Source organism: Streptomyces sp. NPDC006332, assembly GCF_040612855.1.
In the GTDB taxonomy this organism is placed as follows: domain Bacteria; phylum Actinomycetota; class Actinomycetes; order Streptomycetales; family Streptomycetaceae; genus Streptomyces.
Window position 1 is genome coordinate 1 of the sequence record NZ_JBEXRA010000028.1, and the last position, 22547, is coordinate 22547.

17 protein-coding genes are annotated in these 22547 nt (G+C 69.6%); 10 read left to right on the forward strand and 7 right to left on the reverse strand.

All coding sequences use genetic code 11. The annotated features are described in order from the left end of the window. Nucleotides 1–227: 227 nt before the first annotated feature. Both ABZ027_RS24190 and ABZ027_RS24195 read left to right on the forward strand, forming a co-directional pair. Nucleotides 228–1283, forward strand: coding sequence for an LLM class F420-dependent oxidoreductase (locus tag ABZ027_RS24190; RefSeq protein ID WP_356771665.1), 1056 nt, complete (start codon nucleotides 228–230; stop codon nucleotides 1281–1283). Nucleotides 1284–1440: 157 nt separating this feature from the next. Next, complete coding sequence (locus tag ABZ027_RS24195; RefSeq protein WP_356771667.1) at nucleotides 1441–2229, forward strand: ferritin-like domain-containing protein; 789 nt, start codon at nucleotides 1441–1443, stop codon at nucleotides 2227–2229. A 35-nt stretch (nucleotides 2230–2264) separates the two neighbouring features. Here the strand turns inward: ABZ027_RS24195 and corA are convergent, their stop codons facing one another. Then, nucleotides 2265–3260, reverse strand: coding sequence for a magnesium/cobalt transporter CorA (gene corA, locus ABZ027_RS24200; protein WP_356771669.1), 996 nt, complete (start codon nucleotides 3258–3260; stop codon nucleotides 2265–2267). A gap of 62 nt (nucleotides 3261–3322) precedes the next feature. On the opposite strand from corA, the gene ABZ027_RS24205 reads away from it, so the two are divergent. The 4 genes from ABZ027_RS24205 (at nucleotide 3323) to mshC (ending at nucleotide 6910) form a co-directional block, all read left to right on the forward strand. Further along, on the forward strand, nucleotides 3323–4009 hold the full coding sequence (locus tag ABZ027_RS24205; RefSeq protein ID WP_356771671.1) for a histidine phosphatase family protein: 687 nt from the start codon (nucleotides 3323–3325) through the stop codon (nucleotides 4007–4009). Between the two features lie 139 nt (nucleotides 4010–4148). Next, complete coding sequence (locus ABZ027_RS24210) at nucleotides 4149–4739, forward strand: DUF3090 domain-containing protein (protein WP_356771673.1); 591 nt, start codon at nucleotides 4149–4151, stop codon at nucleotides 4737–4739. Then, nucleotides 4703–5533, forward strand: a complete 831-nt coding sequence (locus ABZ027_RS24215) for an SCO1664 family protein (protein WP_356771675.1) — start codon at nucleotides 4703–4705, stop codon at nucleotides 5531–5533. The genes ABZ027_RS24210 and ABZ027_RS24215 overlap by 37 nt, the downstream gene beginning before the upstream one ends. A gap of 147 nt (nucleotides 5534–5680) precedes the next feature. Beyond that, a complete protein-coding gene (gene mshC / locus ABZ027_RS24220) occupies nucleotides 5681–6910 on the forward strand; it encodes a cysteine--1-D-myo-inosityl 2-amino-2-deoxy-alpha-D-glucopyranoside ligase (RefSeq protein ID WP_356771677.1) in 1230 nt (409 codons plus the stop codon). Nucleotides 6911–7041: 131 nt separating this feature from the next. On the opposite strand, the gene ABZ027_RS24225 is transcribed toward mshC, so the two are convergent. The 6 genes from ABZ027_RS24225 to ABZ027_RS24250 all read right to left on the reverse strand — a co-directional run bounded on the left by ABZ027_RS24225 (nucleotide 7042) and on the right by ABZ027_RS24250 (nucleotide 14137). Further along, complete coding sequence (locus tag ABZ027_RS24225) at nucleotides 7042–8028, reverse strand: PAC2 family protein (protein ID WP_356771679.1); 987 nt, start codon at nucleotides 8026–8028, stop codon at nucleotides 7042–7044. Between the two features lie 140 nt (nucleotides 8029–8168). Further along, nucleotides 8169–8840, reverse strand: a complete 672-nt coding sequence (locus ABZ027_RS24230; RefSeq protein WP_356771681.1) for a FadR/GntR family transcriptional regulator — start codon at nucleotides 8838–8840, stop codon at nucleotides 8169–8171. 213 nt (nucleotides 8841–9053) lie between these two features. Beyond that, nucleotides 9054–10670, reverse strand: a complete 1617-nt coding sequence (locus ABZ027_RS24235) for a glycerol-3-phosphate dehydrogenase/oxidase (protein ID WP_356771683.1) — start codon at nucleotides 10668–10670, stop codon at nucleotides 9054–9056. Nucleotides 10671–10688: 18 nt separating this feature from the next. Further along, the gene (glpK, locus tag ABZ027_RS24240; protein ID WP_356771685.1) at nucleotides 10689–12227 is read right to left on the reverse strand and encodes a glycerol kinase GlpK; all 1539 of its coding nucleotides are present in this window, start codon (nucleotides 12225–12227) and stop codon (nucleotides 10689–10691) included. Between the two features lie 70 nt (nucleotides 12228–12297). Beyond that, the gene (locus tag ABZ027_RS24245; RefSeq protein ID WP_356771687.1) at nucleotides 12298–13092 is read right to left on the reverse strand and encodes an MIP/aquaporin family protein; all 795 of its coding nucleotides are present in this window, start codon (nucleotides 13090–13092) and stop codon (nucleotides 12298–12300) included. A gap of 280 nt (nucleotides 13093–13372) precedes the next feature. Then, the gene (locus tag ABZ027_RS24250; protein ID WP_356771689.1) at nucleotides 13373–14137 is read right to left on the reverse strand and encodes an IclR family transcriptional regulator; all 765 of its coding nucleotides are present in this window, start codon (nucleotides 14135–14137) and stop codon (nucleotides 13373–13375) included. Between the two features lie 285 nt (nucleotides 14138–14422). Between ABZ027_RS24250 and metH the strand changes: the two genes are divergently transcribed. The 4 genes from metH to ABZ027_RS24270 all read left to right on the forward strand — a co-directional run bounded on the left by metH (nucleotide 14423) and on the right by ABZ027_RS24270 (nucleotide 22479). Next, complete coding sequence (gene metH / locus ABZ027_RS24255) at nucleotides 14423–17938, forward strand: methionine synthase (protein WP_356771691.1); 3516 nt, start codon at nucleotides 14423–14425, stop codon at nucleotides 17936–17938. 147 nt (nucleotides 17939–18085) lie between these two features. Beyond that, a complete protein-coding gene (locus ABZ027_RS24260; protein ID WP_356771693.1) occupies nucleotides 18086–18781 on the forward strand; it encodes an HAD family phosphatase in 696 nt (231 codons plus the stop codon). Nucleotides 18782–19228: 447 nt separating this feature from the next. Further along, complete coding sequence (locus tag ABZ027_RS24265; protein ID WP_356771695.1) at nucleotides 19229–20833, forward strand: ABC transporter substrate-binding protein; 1605 nt, start codon at nucleotides 19229–19231, stop codon at nucleotides 20831–20833. Nucleotides 20834–20901: 68 nt separating this feature from the next. Then, nucleotides 20902–22479 (forward strand): ABC transporter substrate-binding protein, encoded by a 1578-nt coding sequence (locus tag ABZ027_RS24270; RefSeq protein ID WP_356771697.1) that lies wholly within the window; start codon nucleotides 20902–20904, stop codon nucleotides 22477–22479. Nucleotides 22480–22547: the final 68 nt, after the last annotated feature.

The following is a 22547-nucleotide window of genomic DNA, read 5'->3' on the forward strand; positions in this document are numbered from 1 at the left end:
ACCGGCATGACCCGCGCGGGCGGACACCGCCAGTTTCCCAAGAAACCGATTCCGCGACGTTCCGAGGACGGACACCCCCGACCCGGCCCCGCCACCCCCCCCGAACCGCAGGCGCTACAGCCACCCCCACCCACCCCCACAGGCCGCCGCAGGCACCCCACCCACCCACCGAAGCCACACGCTATGGTCTCCCCAAAGCACGTTACTGATCGGTAAGGGGATTCGGCATGCAGCTAGGTATCAACCTCGGCTACTGGGGTGCCGGCATGGACGCGGACAACCTCGCGGTGGCCAAGGAGGCCGACCGCCTCGGATACGCCGTCTGCTGGGCCGCCGAGGCCTACGGCTCCGACGCGGCCACCGTCCTCACCTGGGTCGCCGCCCAGACCGACCGTATCGACGTCGGCTCGGCCATCTTCCAGATCCCGGCCCGCCAGCCCGCGATGACCGCGATGACCGCCGCCACCCTCGACTCCCTCTCCGGCGGCCGCTTCCGCCTGGGCCTCGGTGTCTCCGGCCCGCAGGTCTCCGAAGGCTGGTACGGCGTCAAGTTCGACAAGCCGCTCTCCCGCACCCGCGAGTACGTGGAGATCGTCCGCAAGGCGATGACCCGCGAGCGCCTCTCCTACGAGGGCGCCCACTGGACCCTCCCCCTGCCCGACGGCCCCGGCAAGCCCATCAAGCTCACCGTGCACCCGGAGCGCGAGCACATCCCGCTGTACATCGCCGCCATCGGCCCGAAGAACCTCGAACAGACCGGCGAGATCGCCGACGGCGCCCTGCTCATTTTCCCCTCCGCCGACCACATCGAGGATACGGCGATCAAGTACCTGCGGGCCGGCCGGGAGAAGGCCGGGAAGACCCTCGACGGCTTCGACGTGTGCCCGACCCTGCCGCTTGCCGTCGGCGACGACAAGGACGTCAGCACGCTCGCCGACACCTTCCGCCCGTACACCGCGCTGTACGTGGGCGGCATGGGCAGCCGTAAGCAGAACTTCTACAACCAGCTCGCCCAGCGCATGGGCTACGAGAAGGAGGCCGCCGAGATCCAGGACAAGTACCTGGCCGGCGACAAGCAGGGCGCCGCGGCCGCGATTCCGCACGACCTGATCGACAAGACGACCCTGCTGGGCTCCGTAGACCGCATAGCGGACCGAATGATGGCCTACGCCGAGGCCGGGGTCACCACCCTCACTCTGGCTCCCGCGGGCTTCTCACTCGACGAGCGGCTCGCCTCGCTCCGCGCCGGCACCGAGGCCCTGGAGCAGGCCGGACTCGCATAAGACCACCCCACGGAACCCGGGCACCGCACCGCAACCCCCGCGGTGACACGGCGCCCGGGTCCCCCTTTTGGCGCAGTCGCAGGACACAGCTGTTGCCGCACCTCTCGTACCGCACTTGACTCGTTCTCTGCGGGAACCCTGCAGAGAGGTGCCTTCGATGCTTTCGGCCAAGAGTCTGTTCCAGGAGATCGTCGACAACGACGAGTCGTTCCAGCTCTTCTGCTCCATCGCGGCCAGCGGGGAGTCACAGGGAGGTTGGGAGAACAGTCGCATCGCGGCGCTCGTGCCGGAGAGCGAACGCGCTCTCGCTCCCAAGATCACCCGGCACGGAGCGGACGAGGACAAACACGGGCGCATCTTCAACGCGCTGCTGAGCAAGCGCGGCCTGCAGCCCGTCGTCGTCCCGTCCGAGACCGACTACACGATGCTCCTGGAGAAGCAGGGCATCGGTCTGGCCCACGAGAGGCTCAGCGCCGACCAGTCGCTCACGGTGGCCGACGTCATCACGTACCTGTCGCACAGCCGGGTCACCGAACAGCGCGCCGCCGACCAGATGGTGATGCTGCGGAAGTACTTCGGGGATCACCCCGAGGTCGGCAAGGCGGTCCGGATGATCTCCAACGACGAGGACAACCATCTCGCCTACACCCACGAGGAACTGCTGCGCTTCGCCGCCGCGGGGCACGGCCGGTTCATCCAGCGCACGCTGCGCGAGTGCGCCCTCGCCGAGATCCGCGTCTACCGGGACGTCAGCCTGGCGGTCATGGCCCACATGGGCCGCATCCTCGGCTGGTCGAAGGCCAAGTCGGCGCTCCTGGCCCTGGGCATCCACGCGATGTACGCGTACGAGCGGCTGATCGGCTGGCGGCGCATGGTGTCCCTGACAATGCCGGAACGCCGAGACACACTCGGCGGCCCGGCGACCTCTGCCGCCGAGTTCGCCTGAAGGTGACGACCAGGCGCCCCACCGCCCCAAAACCCCTACAACCACCCCCGGCGTTTGAACAGCCGGTACAGCAGCACCTCCAGACCCGCCATCACCGCGATCACCGCCGGATACGACCACACCCACCGCAACTCCGGCATGTGCTCGAAGTTCATGCCGTAGATCCCCGCGATCATTGTGGGGATCGCGGCCATGGCCGCCCACGCGGAGATCTTCCGCATGTCGTCGTTCTGCCGGACGCTCATCTGCGCGAGATGCGCGGACAGGATGTCGGAGACCAGCCGGTCGAGGCCCTCCACGGACTCGTTCACGCGTGTGAGGTGGTCGTTGACGTCGCGGAAGAAGGGCCGCGCCTTCTCGTTGACGAAGGGCACCGCGCCGCCGAACTGCCCGACCCCCGCGAGCCGGGTCAGCGGTACCGCCAGTGGGCCGCAGGCCCGGCGGAACTCCAGGACCTGCCGCTTGAAGGTGTAGATCCGGGAGGCGGTGTGCCGCGACCCCCCGCCGTCCGGCGAGAACACCTCCGTCTCCAGCTCCTCCAGGTCGGTCTGCAACTCGGTGGCCACCTCGAGGTAGTGGTCGACGACGGCGTCGGCGACCGCGTACAGCGCAGCCGTGGGCCCCTTGCCGAGCAGCTCGGGCTCCTGCTCCAGCCGCCGCCGGACGACGCCCAGCGGGGAGCCCTCACCGTGCCGGACGGTCACCACGAAGGAGTCGCCGAGGAAGAGCATCACCTCGCCGGTCGAGACGGCGTCGCTCTCAGGTTCGTACACCACGGGCTTGAGGACCACGAAGAGCGAGTCGTCGTAGACCTCCAACTTGGGCCGCTGGTGGGCCTTCAGGGCGTCCTCGACCGCCAGCGGGTGCAGTCCGAACTCCTGGGTGACGTGCTCGAACTCCTTCTCGGAGGGTTCGTGCAGGCCGATCCAGACGAACCCGTGCGCGGACCGGGCCTCGGCGAGGGCGTCGGACAGGTCCTCGGGCCCTTCTGTCCGGTGCCCGTCCCGGTAGATGGCGCAGTCGACGATCACTGAGCGTATTCTCCCGTCGTCCGTGGTCCGCCGCAGGCGGGCGTATGCCTACGCTGGGCGGCATGCCCACGCTTATCCTCGTCCGGCACGGACGATCCACCGCCAACACCGAGGGCCTGCTCGCCGGCTGGACGCCCGGTGTCGCCCTGGACGAGCGGGGTGCCACGCAGGCCGCCGCGCTGCCCGGCCGGCTCGCCGAGCTGCCGCTCTCCGAGGTCGTCACCAGCCCGCTGCAGCGCTGCCAGGAGACGATCCGGCCGCTGCTGGAGGCCAGGCCCGGTCTCACGGCGCACACCGACGAACGGATCGGGGAGTGCCACTACGGCGACTGGTCCGGACGCAAGCTCGCCGAACTCAGCGGGGAGCCGCTGATGGAGGTCGTGCAGGCGCACCCGTCGGCCGCCGCCTTCCCCGGGGGTGAGTCGATGCGGGCGATGCAGACCCGCGCCGCCGAGGCGGTGCGCGAGTGGAACGCGCGCGTGGAGCGCGACCACGGAGCCGACGCCGTCTATCTGATGTGCTCTCACGGTGACGTCATCAAATCGCTCGTGGCGGACGCACTCGGACTTCATCTCGACCTCTTCCAGCGGATCTCTGTTGAACCGTGTTCCATCACCGCGATCCGTTACACCCGTCTGAGGCCTTTTCTCCTCCGCCTCGGCGACACCGGCGACTTCGCGTCGCTGGCGCCGCGCGAGGAACCTCCGGCCGGGGACGCCCCGGTGGGGGGTGGTGCGGGCGCACCGTGATCGTCGGGCGCAGTAGGGTGAAGCGGTCCACGCACACGGACGTTCCGCACACGCCACACTCACGGCCCCACACTCACGACCCCGCACTCACGAAACCGCATTCACGACCACGTACTCACGATTTCAATGGAGACAGGACGTGTCCCGTCAGGTGTTCCTCTACGACCCCCCGGACCGCTTCGTGGCCGGTACGGTCGGACTGCCCGGACGCCGTACGTTCTTCCTCCAGGCCACGGCCGGCCCCCGGGTGACCAGCGTGGCTCTGGAGAAGACCCAGGTCGCCGCGCTCGCCGAGCGGATGGACGAGCTGCTGGACGAGGTCGTACGCCGTAGCGGTGGCAGCGCCGCCGTCCCGGCCGTGCCGCCCACCGAAGTCGCCGACACCGGCCCCCTGGACACCCCCGTCGAGGAGGAGTTCCGGGTCGGCACCATGGCCCTCGCCTGGGACGGCGACGAGCAGCGCATGATCGTCGAGGCGCAGGCCCTCGTGGAGCTCGACGCCGACTCCGAGGAGGACCTCGCCGAGGCCGAGGAGCGGTTGCTCCAGGACGAGGAGAACGGTCCCCCGATGCTGCGGGTCAGGCTCACCGGCTCGCAGGCGAGAGCCTTCGCCAAGCGTGCCCTGGACGTCGTCAACGCCGGGCGGCCGCCCTGTCCGCTGTGCAGCCTCCCGCTCGATCCGGAAGGACACGTATGTCCGCGCCAGAACGGATACCGACGCGACGCGTGACCACCGGGGCGATGTCGGCCGAACTGCTCGCCGAGGGCGAGCTGACCGTGCGCGGCCGCATCCGGGAGGCGTCCAACGCGGCGCTCCACTGCACGGTCTCGCACCAGGGCCGGGAGGCCGACTGCATTTACAAGCCGGTGGCCGGGGAGCGGCCCCTGTGGGACTTCCCCGACGGGACCCTCGCCCAACGTGAGGTCGCCGCGTACGCGGTCTCCGAGGCGACCGGCTGGGGGCTCGTGCCGCCCACCGTGCTGCGCGACGGGCCGTACGGCGAGGGCATGTGCCAGCTGTGGATCGAGGTGACCTCCGAGAGCGAACTGCTCGCGCTCGTCGACGCGGAGGAACCGGAGCCCGGCTGGAAGGCGATCGGCTTCGCCGAGGTCGGTGAGGGACGGACCGCGCTGCTCGTCCACGCCGACGACGAGCGGTTGCGTCGGCTGGCCGTACTCGACGCCGTGATCAACAACGCCGACCGCAAGGGCGGGCACCTGCTGCCGACCGCCGAGGGGCGTCTGTACGGCATCGACCACGGGGTCACCTTCAACGCCGAGAACAAACTGCGGACGCTGCTGTGGGGTTGGGCGGGCGAGCCCCTGACGGGCGAGGCGGTCGACGTCCTCAAGGGGCTCAAGGAGTCCCTCGGGGAGTCCGGCGCGCTGACCGGGAGACTGACCGCACTGATCACCGCCGCCGAGATCGACGCCGTCCGCGCACGGGTCGACGCCCTGCTGACGTCCGGGAAGCACCCGGAGCCGAGCGGGGAGTGGCCGGCGATCCCCTGGCCCCCTGTCTGAATATCCCCTCACCTGCCCCGGAACGGCGCGTTGGTCGACCCGTCGCCGCGGGCACAGCACAACGGCCGGTGACGCGCAAGGACGCCTTACCGGCCATCCGCCCGGTCCGGTTCGTATGCGGAACATCCGTCCGGTTAGGCTCATGACATGCATGCCTGGCCCGCTTCCGAGGTCCCCGCCCTGCCTGGTCAGGGCCGCGACCTGAGGATCCACGACACCGCGACCGGCGGCCTGGTCACCCTCGCCCCCGGTCCCGTCGCCCGTCTCTACGTCTGTGGCATCACGCCGTACGACGCCACCCACATCGGACACGCGGCGACCTACAACGCGTTCGACCTCGTCCAGCGCGTGTGGCTCGACACCAAGCGGCAGGTCCACTACGTCCAGAACGTCACCGATGTCGACGACCCGCTGCTGGAACGCGCACACCGCGACGACATCGACTGGGCCGCCCTGGCCGAGAAGGAGACCACCCTCTTCCGCGAGGACATGACCGCCCTGCGCATGCTGCCGCCGCGGGACTTCATTGGCGCGGTCGAGGCGATACCCGGCATCGTGCCGCTCGTCGAACGGCTGCGGGACGCCGGCGCCGCCTACGAACTCGAGGGCGACGTGTACTTCTCGGTCGAGTCCGACCCGAACTTCGGCAAGGTGTCCAACCTGGACTCCGCCGCCATGCGGCTGCTGTCCGCCGAGCGCGGCGGTGACCCGGACCGGCCGGGCAAGAAGAACCCTCTCGACCCGATGCTGTGGATGGCCGCCCGTGAGGGCGAGCCCAGCTGGGACGGCGGCTCGCTCGGACGTGGTCGCCCCGGCTGGCACATCGAGTGCGTGGCCATCGCTCTGGACCACCTGGGGATGGGCTTCGACGTGCAGGGCGGCGGCTCCGACCTCGCCTTCCCGCACCACGAGATGGGCGCCTCGCACGCCCAGGCCCTCACCGGCGAGTTCCCCATGGCCAAGGCGTACGTGCACGCCGGCATGGTCGCTCTCGACGGCGAGAAGATGTCCAAGTCCAAGGGCAACCTGGTCTTCGTGTCGGCGCTGCGGCGCGACGACGTCGACCCGGCCGCCATACGGCTGGCGCTGCTCGCCCACCACTACCGGGCCGACTGGGAGTGGACCGACCAGGTCCTCCAGGACGCCGTCGACCGGCTCGGCCGCTGGCGTGCCGCCGTCTCCCGCCCCGACGGCCCGCCCGCCGAGGCGCTCGTCGAGGAGATGCGCGAGGCCCTCGCGGCCGACCTGGACGCCCCGGCCGCGCTGACCGCCGTGGACCGGTGGGCGGCGCTCCAGGAAGAGCGGGGCGGTACGGACGAGGGCGCGCCCGGTGTCGTCTCGCGGGCGGTGGACGCGCTCCTGGGCGTGGCGCTGTAACCCACCGGAGTCCATGGAAAAGGGGCGCTTCCTAAGGGAAGCGCCCCTTTTGTTTTCCTGGGCCGGACGGCGAACGACAAACATGGAACCACCACGCCGAACCGCGAACCGCACCGCCACCCGGCCCGCGATCAGTCCTCCGAGGACGAATCCTCGTCGCCCGCCTCAGGTTTCGGCGGCTTCGGCGGCTTCGTACGACCCCCGGGATTGTCCCGCAGATACGGCGTACTGTCGCTGCCGTCCGCCGTGGCGTGTCCGCCGGAGCCGCCCGGCCCGGATCCGTCCCGGCGCCGCAGATACCGCTCGAACTCGCGGGCGATCGCCTCGCCCGACGCCTCCGGCAGCTCAGCGGTGTCCCGGGCCTCCTCCAGCGTCTGGACGTACTCGGCGACCTCGCTGTCCTCGGCGGCCAGCTGGTCCACGCCCACCTGCCAGGCCCGCGCGTCCTCCGGCAGCTCGCCCAGCGGGATGCGGACGTCGATGAGGTCCTCCAGACGGTTCAGGAGGGCCAGCGTCGCCTTCGGGTTCGGCGGCTGCGACACGTAGTGCGGTACGGCCGCCCACAGCGACACCGCCGGGACACCCGCGTGCGTGCACGCCTCCTGGAGGATGCCGACGATGCCCGTGGGGCCCTCGTACTTGGTCTCCTCCAGATCCATGCGCTGGGCCAGGTCCGGGTCGGACGTGACCCCGCTGACCGGCACCGGACGGGTGTGCGGGGTGTCGCCCAGCAGGGCGCCCAGGACCACCACCAGCTCCACGCCCAGCTCGTGGGCGAAGCCCAGCAACTCGTTGCAGAACGAACGCCACCGCATCGACGGTTCGATACCCCGGACGAGAACCAGGTCGCGGGGCTTGTCACCACCGACCCGGACCACCGACAATCGGGTCGTCGGCCACGTGATCTTCCGTACGCCACCGTCCAGCCACACCGTGGGTCGGTTCACCTGGAAGTCGTAGTAGTCCTCGGCGTCCAGCGCCGCGAACACCTCGCCCTTCCACTCCCTGTCCAGGTGCGCGACCGCGGTGGAGGCGGCGTCGCCGGCGTCGTTCCAGCCCTCGAACGCGGCCACCATGACCGGGTCGATCAGCTCGGGAACCCCCTCGAGCTCGATCACCCAGCGCCTCCTTCCGACGTGCCCTCGCTTAACGACCCAACCTTACGGCGTGATGCGGGGGCGCCCGCAGCCCCCTTGCGCGGGGGAGTGAACGGATCACTGCCCCGTTCGCCGCCCCCGGACACCCCGCCCCGCCGTCCTCACAGGCTCGACCGCAGCCACTGCTCCACGCTCGCGATGTGCACGGTCGCCCAGGACCGGGCCGCCTCCGCGTCCCGGTCGCGCAGCGCCGCCAGGATCGCCCGGTGCTCGCGCAGGGTGCCGACGACCGCGTCCTCCTGGGTCAGTCCGCGCCAGATCCGGGCCCGGGTGGTGGGGCCGGACAGGCCGTCGAGGAGGGAACACAGCACACCGTTGCCGGAGCTCTGCACGATGCCGCGGTGGAAGTCCAGATCGCAGGCGACGAGCTCCTCCACCGACGGGCTGTCACCGAGCTTGTCCAACTGGGCGGAGAGCGCGTTCAGCTGTTGCTCGCTGATGCGCAGGGCCGCCATCGCGGTCGCGGCCGGCTCCAGTATGCGACGCACCGCGAGGAACTCCAGGACCGTGTCGTCGCGGTGGAAGTCCACGACGAAGCTGAGCGCCTCCAGTAGCAGCTGGGGGTCCAGGCTGGTGACGTACGTGCCGTCGCCCTGGCGTACGTCCAGGATCCGGATGAGGGACAGGGCGCGCACGGCCTCCCGCAGCGAATTGCGGGACAGACCCAGCTCGGCGGCGAGTTCGCTCTCCTTGGGGAGCCGGTCGCCGGGGCGCAGCGCGCCGGAGACGATCATGCCCTTGATCTTCTCGATCGCCTCGTCGGTGACTGCCATGACCTGGCCTCCCTGTCGTACTCATACAGTGCCGAGACATCGGATGTCTCAGCACATTATGGGGCCAGTTCAGACGAACGTTTCCAGATCGGCGATCACCTTTGACTCATCGAGATGTCAGCAGGTGGCCGCGCGTGTCGACGAGCGGCGACGGTCCCGCCCCCGGGGACGGCCGGGGAGGGCCGGGGGAGGCCGGGGACGGGACCGTGGGCGCTACTTCTCGTCGAGCAGGTCCCGGACCTTCGCGCGGACGTCGTCCGTGGCCAGGCCCCGGATCGTCAGCGTCGTACGGCGGCGCAGCACGTCGTCCGGCGTCTGGGCCCACTCGTTGTCCCGGGCGTAGACCACCTGCGCCCAGATCTCCGGGGCGTCCGGGTGGACCCGCTCACCGAGCTGCGGGTTCTCGTTGGCCAGCCGGGCGATGTCGAAGGCCAGCGAACCGTAGTGCGTGGCCAGGTGCCTGGCGGTGTCGGCGGTCATCTGCGGGCCGGACGCCGAGTGGTCGACCAGCAGGCGGTGCGCGACCGCGCGCGGGTTCGCGACACCGGGCAGCGGCAGCTTCTTCGGCAGCGCGGAGATCGGCTCGAAGCCGTCGCCCAGCGGGTGCCCCGGCAGCGACTCCAGCTTCTCCATGACCGTACGGCCGATGTGCCGGAACGTCGTCCACTTGCCGCCCGCGACGGACAGCATGCCGCCCCTGCCCTCGGTCACCACCGTCTCGCGCTTGGCCTTCGCGGTGCTTCCGGGCCCGCCCGGCAGCACCCGCAGACCCGCGAACGAGTAGGTGATCAGGTCACGGTCGAGCTGCTGGTCGCGGATGGAGAACGCGGCCTCGTCGAGTATCTGGGCGGTGTCCTTCTCGGTGACCGAGACGTCCGCCGGGTCGCCCTCGAACTCCTCGTCGGTCGTCCCGAGCAGCAGCATGTCCTCCCACGGGAGGGCGAAGGTGATGCGGTACTTGTCGATGGGCGTGGCCAGCGCGGCCTTCCAGGGAGCGGTGCGCTTGAGGACCAGGTGCGCGCCCTTGGACAGCCGGATGGACGGAGCCGCGTTCGGGTCCTCCATCCTGCGCAGGTGGTCGACCCACGGGCCGGTCGCGTTCAGCACCAGCCGGGCGTTCACGCCGAACTCGTCACCCGAGGTCCGGTCACGCAGGTCCGCGCCCGTCACCCGGCCCTTGGTGAAGCGCAGGCCGGTGACCTCGGCGTGGTTCAGGACCACCGCGCCCGCCTCGACGGCCCCGCGGACCGTCATCAGCGCCATCCGCGCGTCGTTCATCTGGTCGTCGCCGTACACGGCCACGGCCTTGAGGTTGTCGGTGCGCAGTTCGGGCACGTCCCGCTGCGCCTTCGCCGGGGACAGCAGGTGCCCCACCCCGTCGCCGAACGCCGACAGCATCGAGTACGCGAAGACACCGGCTCCGAGTTTCGCCGCGCCGTGCGGCCCGCCCTTGTACACGGGGAGGTAGAACGTGAGCGGGTTCGCCAGGTGCGGAGCCACCTGGCGGGAGACCGCACGGCGCTCGAAGTGGTTCTCCGCCACCAGCTTCACCGCGCCGGTCTGCAGGTAGCGCAGACCGCCGTGGAGCAGCTTGGAGGAGGCGGAAGAGGTGGCACCGGCGAAGTCGCCGGCGTCGACCAGGGCCACCCTCAGGCCGGACTGCGCGGCATGCCAGGCGGTGGAGATGCCCAGGATGCCACCGCCGATCACGAGAAGGTCGTACGACGCCTTGGAGAGCTGCTCCCGGGTCTCGGCTCGGCTCGGGTTCGAGCCGGACGCCGGGCGCGTCCCCAGGGCAGGTACGGACTGCAGGGTGGGCTGGCTGGTCATGTGGGGTCGTGCTCCTCGTCAGTTCTCGTCTTCGATCCAGCCCATGGTCCGCTCCACGGCCTTGAGCCAGCTCTTGTACTCACGGTCGCGGGCGTCCGCGTCCATGCGGGGGGTCCACTCGGCGGCCCGGCGCCAGTTGGCGCGCAGGTCGTCGGTGCTGGTCCAGAAGCCGACGGCGAGGCCGGCGGCGTAGGCGGCACCGAGGCAGGTCGTCTCGGCGACCATCGGGCGCACCACGGGGGCGTCCACGAAGTTCGACAGCGTCTGCATCAGCAGGTTGTTGGAGGTCATACCGCCGTCGACCTTGATCGCCGCGAGCTCGACGCCGGAGTCCTTGGTCATGGCGTCGGTGATCTCACGGGTCTGCCAGGCCGTGGCCTCCAGGACGGCGCGCGCGAGGTGCGCCTTGGTGACGTACCGGGTCAGACCGGCGATGACACCCCGGGCGTCCGAGCGCCAGTACGGGGCGAACAGGCCGGAGAAGGCCGGCACGAAGTACGCGCCGCCGTTGTCCTCGACCGTGAGCGCGAGCGTCTCGATCTCGGCGGCCGTGGAGACCAGGCCCATCTGGTCGCGCATCCACTGCACCAGCGAACCGGTGACGGCGATCGAGCCTTCCAGGGCGTACACCGGCTTGTCGTCGCCGATGCGGTAGCCGACCGTGGTCAGCAGGCCGTTGTAGGAGTTGACCGGCTTCTCACCGGTGTTCATCAGCAGGAAGGTGCCGGTGCCGTAGGTCGACTTGGCCTCGCCCTCCGCGAAACAGGTCTGGCCGAACAGGGCCGCCTGCTGGTCGCCGAGCGCGGACGCGACCGGAATGCCGCCGAGGACGTCACCGAGCTTGCCGCCGGTGACCGCGCCGTACACCTCGGCGGAGGAGCGGATCTCCGGCAGCATCGCCAGCGGCACGCCGATCGACTCGGCGATCTTCGCGTCCCACTCCATGGTGTGCAGGTTCATCAGGAGGGTCCGGGAGGCGTTGGTGACGTCGGTGACGTGCTTGCCGCCGTTGACCCCGCCGGTCAGGTTCCAGATGACCCAGCTGTCCATGGTGCCGAAGAGGATGTCGCCGGCCTCGGCGCGCTCGCGCAGGCCCTCGACGTTGTCCAGCAGCCAGCGGGCCTTGGGGCCGGCGAAGTAGCTCGCCAGCGGCAGGCCGGTCTCGCGGCGGAAGCGGTCCTGGCCGACGTTGCGGCCGAGTTCCTTGCAGAGGGAGTCGGTGCGGGTGTCCTGCCAGACGATGGCGTTGTGGACGGGCTCACCGGTGTGCCGGTCCCACAGCAGCGTCGTCTCGCGCTGGTTGGTGATGCCGATGGCCTTGATGTCGTCGCGGGTGATGCCGGCCTTCTTGATGGCGCCGGCGACGACTTCCTCGACGTTGGTCCAGATCTCGGTGGCGTTGTGCTCGACCCAGCCCGGCTTGGGGAAGATCTGCTCGTGTTCCTTCTGGTCGACGGAGACGATACGGCCGTCCCGGTCGAAGACGATGCAGCGGCTGGAGGTGGTGCCCTGGTCGATCGCGGCGATGAACGGGCCGGCGGTGTGGGCGTCGGTCACTGTGTGCTCCTGGGAGGTTCCGTGGGTGTGGGACTGGTCTACTGCTGCTCAGTGCTTCGAAGTGCTGTTTCTAAGCAAAGGCGACGTTGTAGATGCCGGCCGCGATGGCGCCGCCGACAAGCGGACCCACCACCGGGATCCAGGCGTAGCCCCAGTCGGAGCCGCCCTTGTTGGGCAGGGGCAGGAGGGCGTGGACGATGCGCGGGCCGAGGTCACGGGCCGGGTTGATCGCGTAGCCGGTCGGGCCGCCGAGGGACAGACCGATCGAGACCACCACGAGCGCGGTGATCAGGGCACCGAGGGTGCCGAGGCCCTTGCCGCTGTCGTTCAGGCCCTGCGTGAGGATGGCCAGCACCAGCACGGTCGTGCCGATGATCTCCGTGGCGAGGTTCTGCCACACGACCCGGATCTCCGGGCCGGTGGAGAAGATGCCCAGGACCGGGCCGGCGCCCTTCTCCTGGGCCTCCACGGCCTTGACCTTGGTGTCCTGGGCGCCCGGGCCGCCGACGATCTCCCGGTCGGTGAGGTGCGCGTGGAACTGGCCGTAGTAGGCCACCCAGACCAGCGCCGCGCCGATCGCGGCGCCCAGCATCTGGCCGCCCCAGTAGACCGGGACGTTGCTCCAGTCACCGTCCTTGATGGCGAGCGCGAGCGTCACCGCCGGGTTGAGGTGGGCGCCGGAGAGCGGCGCCGAGGTGTAGACGGCCGTCAGAACGGCGAAACCCCACCCGAAGGTGATGGCGAGCCAGCCGGCGTTGCGGGCCTTGGAGGCCTTCAGCGTGACGGCGGCGCACACGCCGCCGCCGAGCAGGATGAGTATGGCGGTACCGATGGTCTCGCCGATGAAGATGTCGGAGCTGGACACCCGCGACTCCTTTGTCCTTCGTCCAGGGGGAGAGCTGCCGGCCCTTGGCGTCGTATCACTGTAACGCCTATTGCCGGTCGGTGTTCGACAATGTCGACCGATGGACGGGAGTCTTGCTCCGGGGTCACGGGCACGTCAAGGGTTCTGTTCTCGAAAACAGGATCGTTACTGGTTGCTGTGTGCTACCGATCTTGCGCCCGGCCGAGAACCGGTCACGTCCGCACATGGCGACCACCGGAACGGCCCCGCGCCGCACCGGTCACCTCGTGTCCCGCGTCCCTCAGAAGCGTCCCGCGCCCAGGTCCCGCGACACCGCGCGGGCGCAGTCCCGCACCGCCGCGATCAGTTCGGGGCGCAGCTCGCCGTCCCGGCCCAGCCGCTCCACGGCCCCGGTGACGCCGACCGCGCCCACCGGCATGCGACGCCGGTCGTGGATGGGCGCGGCGATGGACGCCACGCCCTCCCAGGTCTCCTCGACATCGGCGGCGTACCCACGCGCACGGGTGATGTCGAGGACGTGCTCGAAAGCGTCGAGGTCGCAGACGGTCCGGTCGGTGAACGCCTTGCGGTCGCTCTCCAGGGCCTCGCTGTGCGCCACCGGGTCGTACGCCGACAGCACCTTGCCCAGTGCCGTGGAGTGCAGCGGCTGCATGGCCCCGATCTCCAGGACCTGCCGGCTGTCGTCGGGCCGGAAGACGTGGTGCACGATCAGCACGCCCTGCTGGTGCAGGACACCCAGGTGGACGCTCTCCCCGCTGGAGCGGGCCAGGTCGTCGGTCCACACCAGGGCGCGCGCCCTGAGCTCGTGCACGTCGAGATAGGTGGTGCCCAGGCGCAGCAGTTCGGCACCCAGCTGATAACGCCCGGAGGCGTCGTCCTGCTCGACGAAGCCCTCCTGCTGGAGGGTGCGCAGGATGCCGTGCGCGGTGCCCTTGGCGAGGCCCAGGGACGAGGCGATGTCGGACAGGCCGAGTCTCCGCTCGCCGCCCGCGAGGAGCCGCAGCATCGCGGCCGCGCGTTCCAGCGACTGGATGTTCCGTGCCATCGCCGTCCTGCCTCCGTCCCCTACGACCGTCGACCCGCGAGGCCGCTGCCACCGTTCGGCAATGTCGAACACTACCGGTCCATGCCGACCTCCCGCCAATACTCAGCCCACATCTGTTGCCCCACTCGTGTCCCGGGGGAGATGTGTCCGCCATCGAGGTCCGCCCCGTGGACGTCCTGACCATCGGCGGCGGGTCCCGGTTACTCTGGCGTGGTGCGCCGAGCGCGGACCGTCGCGTGGGCGCCGCACAAAGCCGACAGCCGTCGCACCTAAGGGAGCCCCTACATGGCCTCGTTGCCACCGACCCCTTCCGCCGACAGCCGGGCCCGTGTGTCCGCGCTCCGCGAGGCGCTCGCCACCCGTGTGGTGGTGGCCGACGGAGCGATGGGCACGATGCTCCAGGCTCAGGATCCGACCCTGGAGGACTTCGAGAACCTCGAAGGCTGCAACGAGATCCTCAACCTGACCCGCCCCGACATCGTCCGCTCCGTCCACGACGCGTACTTCGCCGTCGGCGTCGACTGCGTGGAGACCAACACCTTCGGGGCCAACTACACGGCCGCGACGGAGTACGACATCGCCGACCGCGTGCACGAACTGTCCGAGGCCGGCGCGCGCCTCGCCCGAGAGGTGGCGGACGAGTACGCGGCCCGCGACGGCCGCACCCGCTGGGTCCTCGGCTCCGTCGGCCCCGGCACCAAGCTGCCCACCCTCGGCCACATCGACTTCGTCACCATCCGCGACGGCTACCAGGCCAACGCCGAGGGACTGCTGGCCGGCGGCGCCGACACCCTGATCGTCGAGACCACCCAGGACCTGCTGCAGACGAAGGCCTCCGTCCTGGGCGCCCGCCGCGCCATGGAGGCGACCGGCGTCGACGTGCCGCTGGTGGTCTCGATGGCGTTCGAGACGACCGGCACGATGCTCCTGGGTTCCGAGATCGGCGCCGCCCTGACCGCGCTGGAGCCCCTCGGCGTCGACATGATCGGCCTGAACTGCTCCACCGGCCCGGCCGAGATGAGCGAGCACCTGCGCTACCTCACCCGGCACTCCCGCATCCCGCTGCTGTGCATGCCGAACGCGGGCCTGCCGATCCTCACCAAGGACGGCGCGCACTTCCCGCTCGACCCCGAGGGCCTGGCCGACGCGCAGGAGAACTTCGTCCGCGACTACGGCCTCTCCCTGATCGGCGGCTGCTGCGGCACCACCCCCGAGCACCTGCGTCAGGTCGTCGACCGCGTCCGTGACCTCACCCCCGGCGAGCGCGACCCCCGCCCCGAGCCGGGCGCGGCCTCCCTCTACCAGACGGTCCCGTTCCGCCAGGACACCTCGTACCTCGCCATCGGTGAGCGCACCAACGCCAACGGTTCGAAGAAGTTCCGTGAGGCCATGCTGGAGGGCCGCTGGGACGACTGCGTGGAGATGGCCCGCGACCAGATCCGCGAGGGCGCCCACATGCTGGACCTCTGCGTGGACTACGTCGGCCGTGACGGCGTCGCCGACATGAAGGAGCTCGCCGGACGCTTCGCCACCGCCTCCACCCTGCCGATCGTCCTGGACTCCACCGAGGTCGACGTCATCGAGGCCGGCCTGGAGAAGCTCGGCGGCCGCGCGGTCATCAACTCCGTCAACTACGAGGACGGCGACGGCCCCGAGTCCCGGTTCGCGAAGGTCACCAAGCTGGCGCGGGAGCACGGCGCCGCGCTGATCGCGCTGACCATCGACGAGGAGGGCCAGGCCCGCACCCCCGAGAAGAAGGTCGAGATCGCCGAACGGCTCATCGACGACCTGACCGGCAACTGGGGCATCCACGAGTCGGACATCCTCATCGACACCCTGACCTTCACCATCTGCACCGGCCAGGAGGAGTCCCGGGGGGACGGCATCGCCACCATCGAGGCGATCCGCGAACTCAAGCGCCGCCACCCCGACGTACAGACCACGCTGGGCCTGTCGAACATCTCCTTCGGCCTCAACCCGGCCGCCCGTATCCTGCTCAACTCCGTCTTCCTGGACGAGTGCGTGAAGGCGGGCCTCGACTCGGCGATCGTGCACGCGTCGAAGATCCTGCCGATCGCCCGCTTCACCGAGGAGGAGGTCCAGACCGCCCTCGACCTCGTGTACGACCGTCGGGCCGAGGGCTACGACCCGCTGCAGAAGCTCATGCAGCTGTTCGAGGGCGCCACCGCCAAGTCCCTGAAGGCCGGCAAGGCCGAGGAACTGGCCGCACTGCCTCTGGACGAGCGCCTCAAGCGCCGCATCATCGACGGCGAGAAGAACGGCCTGGAGGACGACCTGGCCACGGCGCTGGAAGAACGCCCCGCCCTCGACATCGTCAACGAGACCCTCCTGGACGGCATGAAGGTCGTCGGCGAACTGTTCGGCTCCGGCCAGATGCAACTGCCGTTCGTCCTGCAGTCCGCCGAGGTCATGAAGTCCGCCGTCGCCTACCTCGAACCGCACATGGAGAAGAGCGACGACGACGGCAAGGGCACCATCGTGCTGGCCACCGTCCGCGGCGACGTGCACGACATCGGCAAGAACCTCGTCGACATCATCCTGTCCAACAACGGCTACAACGTCGTCAACCTCGGCATCAAGCAGCCGGTCTCCGCGATCCTGGACGCCGCCGCCGAGCACCGCGCCGACGTCATCGGCATGTCCGGCCTCCTGGTCAAGTCCACCGTGATCATGAAGGAGAACCTGGAGGAGCTCAACCAGCGCGGCCTGGCCACCGACTACCCGGTCATCCTCGGCGGCGCGGCCCTGACCCGGGCCTACGTCGAGCAGGACCTGCACGAGATCTACCAGGGCGAGGTCCGCTACGCCCGCGACGCGTTCGAGGGCCTGCGCCTGATGGACGCGCTGATCGGGGTCAAGCGGGGCGTGCCGGGCGCGAAACTGCCGGAGCTCAAGCAGCGCCGGGTGCGGGCCGCGGCCTCCGTGGAGGTCGAGGAGCGCCCGGAGGAGGGCCACGTCCGCTCCGACGTCGCCGTCGACAACCCGATCCCCACCCCGCCCTTCTGGGACACCCGCGTCATCAAGGGCATCCAGCTCAAGGAGTACGCCTCCTGGCTCGACGAGGGCGCCCTGTTCAAGGGCCAGTGGGGCCTCAAGCAGGCCCGCACCGGCGAGGGACCGTCGTACGAGGAACTGGTCGAGACCGACGGCCGGCCCCGGCTGCGCGGACTGCTGGACCGGCTGCAGACCGAGAACCTGCTGGAGGCGGCCGTCGTCTACGGCTACTTCCCGTGCGTGTCCAAGGACGACGACCTGATCATCCTGGACGAGCAGGGCAACGAGCGCACCCGCTTCACCTTCCCGCGCCAGCGCCGCGGCCGTCGGCTGTGTCTGGCCGACTTCTTCCGGCCCGAGGAGTCCGGCGAGACGGACGTGGTCGGCCTCCAGGTCGTCACCGTCGGCTCCCGGATCGGCGAGGAGACCGCGAAGCTCTTCGAGGCCAACTCCTACCGCGACTACCTCGAACTGCACGGCCTGTCCGTCCAGTTGGCGGAGGCGCTCGCCGAGTACTGGCACGCACGCGTGCGTTCGGAGCTGGGCTACGCCGGCGAGGACCCCGGCGACATCGAGGACATGTTCGCCCTGAAGTACCGGGGCGCCCGCTTCTCCCTCGGCTACGGCGCCTGCCCGAACCTCGAGGACCGCGCCAAGATCGCCGACCTGCTCCAGCCCGAGCGCATCGGCGTCCAGCTGTCCGAGGAGTTCCAGCTGCACCCGGAACAGTCCACCGACGCCATCGTGATCCACCACCCGGAGGCGAAGTACTTCAACGCCCGGTGAGGCGCGAGCCGCCTCGCCCCAGCTTCTTCGTCCCGTGCGGTGCGTCTCACCCGGCGCGCTGATCGGATTAGTCGTACACTGGTCGGTCCACTGCAGGCCGGTTCCCCCGGGGGAACCGGCCTGCTCGTCCCTCGAAGGAGGTCGTGGATGACCAGCACGGTTCCCGCACCAGTGACCCGTACGGCCGAAGGCTCCGCCCTGCAGGCCGTGCTCCTCGACATGGACGGCACCCTGGTGGACACCGAGGGTTTCTGGTGGGACGTCGAGGCCGAGGTCTTCGCGCGTCTGGGACACACCCTCGACGAATCCTGGCGCCATGTCGTCGTCGGCGGCCCCATGACCCGCAGCGCCGGCTTCCTGATCGAAGCCACCGGCGCCGACATCACCCTCGCCGAACTCACGGTGCTGCTCAACCAGGGCTTCGAGGACCGCATCGACCGGGCACTGCCGATCATGCCGGGAGCCGCCCGGCTGCTGGCCGAACTGGCCGCGCACGAGATCCCCACGGCGCTGGTCTCCGCCTCGCACCGGCGCATCATCGACCGGGTCCTCACCTCGCTCGGCCCCCAGCACTTCGCGCTCACCGTCGCCGGCGACGAGGTGGGGCGCACCAAGCCGCACCCCGACCCGTACCTGTTCGCCGCCGCCGGACTCGGCGCGGAACCCGCCAGGTGCGCGGTCGTCGAGGACACCGCGACCGGCGTCGCCGCGGCCGAGGCGGCCGGCTGCCAGGTCGTGGCGGTGCCCTCCGTCGCGCCCATCGCCCCGGCCGCCCGGCGTACCGTCGTGACCTCCCTCGAAGAGGTGGACCTGGCATTTCTGCGCGGCCTGATGCCGCTCTGACGGCCTTCATGACGGAAAATGCGCCGGGTGTACACGCAGCGTGCGGTGCCGATAGCGGGGGAATTCCACGGGCGGTGTCCGAGGGAATTCGAACCGCGCCGGATGGCTGAATTCCGGCACTACTTCACACCGCTGGGTATGTGACGTTCCCCACGCCGCCGGGGCTCGACAGGGTGATAGAGGTATGCAGCTCACCCCCGGTCGAGGGGGGTGGGCGCGCCTTTGTGTCCCGATTGATGAGAGCCTGCACGAATCCTTCCCCCCTCGGGTTTTCGGTCCGTCCACAGCCGGTTTCGCAGCGTGATGGGCCCTCAACTCCGGTCGCCGCGAACCCTCGTGCCGGTGCGGACTAACCTCCTCACGAGAACATCGCCCTTACCCCGTGATCCGCATCGACACCCCTGCATGCCGGGTACACGGACTCGACAGCTCTGGAGAACTTCGAGCATGAACCGCAAGACTTTGGCGCTGCCGGCCGTGATCGGCCTGCTGGCGCCGGTGCTCGCAGCCTGCGGTGGCTCAGGCAGCGGGAGCGACAGTGACAGCGCGATCGCCGTCGGCACCACGGACCGGTTCACCGCCACGAAGAAGGCCCCGGCGCCGCTCGACCCCGCCTACGCCTACGACGTCGGCACCTGGAACATCCTGCGCCAGACCGTGCAGACCCTGATGATCATGCCGAAGGGCGACGGCGACCCGGTGCCCGAGGCGGCCCAGCAGTGCGGCTTCACCGACAGCGGCAACGAACGTTACGCGTGCACCCTCCGCGACGGCCTCAAGTTCGCCAACGGCGACGCCATCACCGCGAAGGACGTGAAGTTCTCCATCGACCGCGCCCGCTCGCTGAAGGCCGACAGCGGTGTCTTCGCCCTGCTGTCCACGGTCGACACCGTCGAGACCCAGGGCGACCGCGAGGTGATCTTCCACCTCAAGACGGCCGACGCCACCTTCCCGTACAAGCTGTCCACCCCGGTCGCCGGCATCGTCAACCCCGCCGACTACGCGGAGAGCAAGCTGCGCGACGGCTTCGACGTGGACGGCTCCGGCCCGTACACGCTGCAGGCCGACGTCAAGGACAACGTGCTCGTCAACGCCGTGTTCACCAAGAACCCCAACTACAAGGGGACGCTGAAGGTGAACAACGACAAGGTGGAGATGCGCTCCTACGCGGATGCCGACGCCATGGGCGCCGCGCTCGACAAGGGCGATCTCGACCTGATGACCCGCACCATGTCGCCGGAACAGATCACCAAGCTCGCCGACGGCTCGGACAGCAACGTCGACCTGGTCGAGCTGCCCGGCCTGGAGATCCGCTACCTCGGCTTCAACACCAACGCGCCGTCCGTGAAGTCGAAGGCGGTCCGCGAGGCGATGGCCCAGGTCATCAACCGCAGCGAACTCGTCGCCAAGGTGTACGGCTCACAGGCGGAGCCGCTGTTCTCGATGGTCCCGGCCAGCATCACCGGCCACTCCAACTCGTTCTTCAACACCTACGGCGAACCGAACACCACCAAGGCGAAGGCCGCGCTGAGCCAGGCGAACATCACCACCCCGGTGAAGCTGACCCTGCACTACACGACCGACCACTACGGTCCGGCCACCAAGCAGGAGTTCGAGGTGCTGCAGAAGCAGCTCAACGACACCGGCCTGTTCGACGTCGACATCAAGGGCACCCCCTGGGACACCTACCGCCCGGCCGAGCAGGAGGGCCAGTACGACGTCTACGGCATGGGCTGGTTCCCCGACTTCCCGGACGCGGACAACTACCTGGCGCCGTTCCTCGACAAGGACAACACCATCGGCTCGCCCTACGCGAACAGCGTCATCCGTAACACGCTGATCCCGGAGTCGCGCCGCGAGTCCGACCGGCTCGCCGCCGCCACCAGCCTGACCGACATCCAGGACATCGTCGCCGACGACGTCCCCGTCCTGCCGCTGTGGCAGGGCAAGCAGTACGTCGCCGCCCGCGACGACGTCACAGGGACCGCGTACGTGCTGAACTCCTCCTCGACGCTCCAGCTGTGGGAGCTCGGCCGGGGCGTGAGCGGCTGACACACAGCCAGCACTGTCCGGGGCCCGGGAGGGCGGCCCCGGGCCCGACATCAACGACAAGGCACTACGTGAACCTGCGCAACCAGTGGCCGGTCCTGCCCATCGTGGCAGGGCTGGCCTCCGGCCTGTTGACCGGATGTGGAACGGAGACCGGCGGCTCGGGGGGCAGCGACTCGTCCGTGGTCATGGGAACGTCCGACGACGTCCTGGCCACCGACCCCGCCTCCGGCTACGACCCCGGCTCCTGGCTGTTGTTCAACAACGTTTTCCAGTCGCTGCTCAGCTTCCCCAAGGGGAGCACCGAACCGCAGCCGGAGGCAGCCAAGAGCTGCGGCTTCACGGACGCCGAGACCAAGGTCTACGAGTGCACGCTGAAGGACGGCCTCAAGTTCAGCAACGGCGACGCGCTCACCTCGAAGGACGTGAAGTTCTCCTTCGACCGCATGCTGAAGATCAACGACGACGCGGGCCCGGCGATCATGTTCCCCATGCTCTCCGAGGTCGAGACGCCGGACGAGAAGACGGTGGTCTTCCGCCTCAACACACCCGACGCCACCTTCCCCAGCAAGATCGCATCGGGCGCCGGTTCCCTCGTCGACCACACCCAGTACGACGCCGACGGACTGCGCGAGGACGGTGAGGCGGTCGGCTCCGGCCCCTACAAGCTGGACTCCTTCAGCAAGGACGAGGCCGTCTTCTCGGTCAACGAGAACTACCAGGGCACCGCCGACGTCCAGAACGAAGGCGTCACGCTGAGGCTCTTCCACGGCGACCAGACCGCGCTCAAGAAGGCCCTGCTCGACAACAAGATCGACATCGCCTACCGAGGCCTCGGCGCGAGCGACATCGCGGACATCGAGCAGGGCGACGACGCGGGAGTCGAACTCGTCGAAGGCACCAGCGCGGAGGTCCAGCACCTGGTCTTCAACATGAACGACCCGGTCGCCGGACAACTCGGCGTACGCAAGGCGATGGCCCACCTGATCGACCGCGACTCCCTCATCAACGACGTGTACCAGGGCACCGCCACCCCGCTGTACTCGATCATCCCGGCCGGTGTCGCCGGCCACAACACGGCCTTCTTCGACACCTACGGCGACCACCCCTCCAAGGCCGACGCCGCCGCCGCGCTGAAGGCCGACGGCATCGCCGGCAAGGTGAAGCTGACCCTGTGGTCGACCCCGTCCCGCTACGGCCCGGCCACCGACTCCCTGCTGAAGGCGATCGCCGCCCAGCTCAACGCCAGCGGCCTGTTCGAGGCCGACGTCAAGTCCGTCGCCTTCGAGCAGTACGAGAAGGACATCAAGGCCGGCAAGTACGGCGTCTACGTGAAGGGCTGGATTCCCGACTACCCGGACGCCGACAACTTCACCGCCCCCTTCTTCGGCAAGGGCAACGTGCTGGACAACAACTACGGCAACAGCACCATCACCGGCACGCTCATCCCGCAGACCGCCGCCCAGAGCGACCGCGCCGCCACCGACTCGGACTACGGCAAGCTCCAGGACATCGTCGCCGACGAACTGCCCGTCCTCCCGATCTGGCAGGGCAAGCAGTACGCCGTCAAACGCGAGGGCGTCTACGGCCTGGAGTACTGCCTCGACGCCTCGACCGTGTTCCGCTTCTGGGAACTCAGCAAGGGCTGACCCGCCCGCACACCCACGGCCGCACACACGAGGCGGGCGCCCCCTGTTCGCAGGGGGCGCCCGCCACG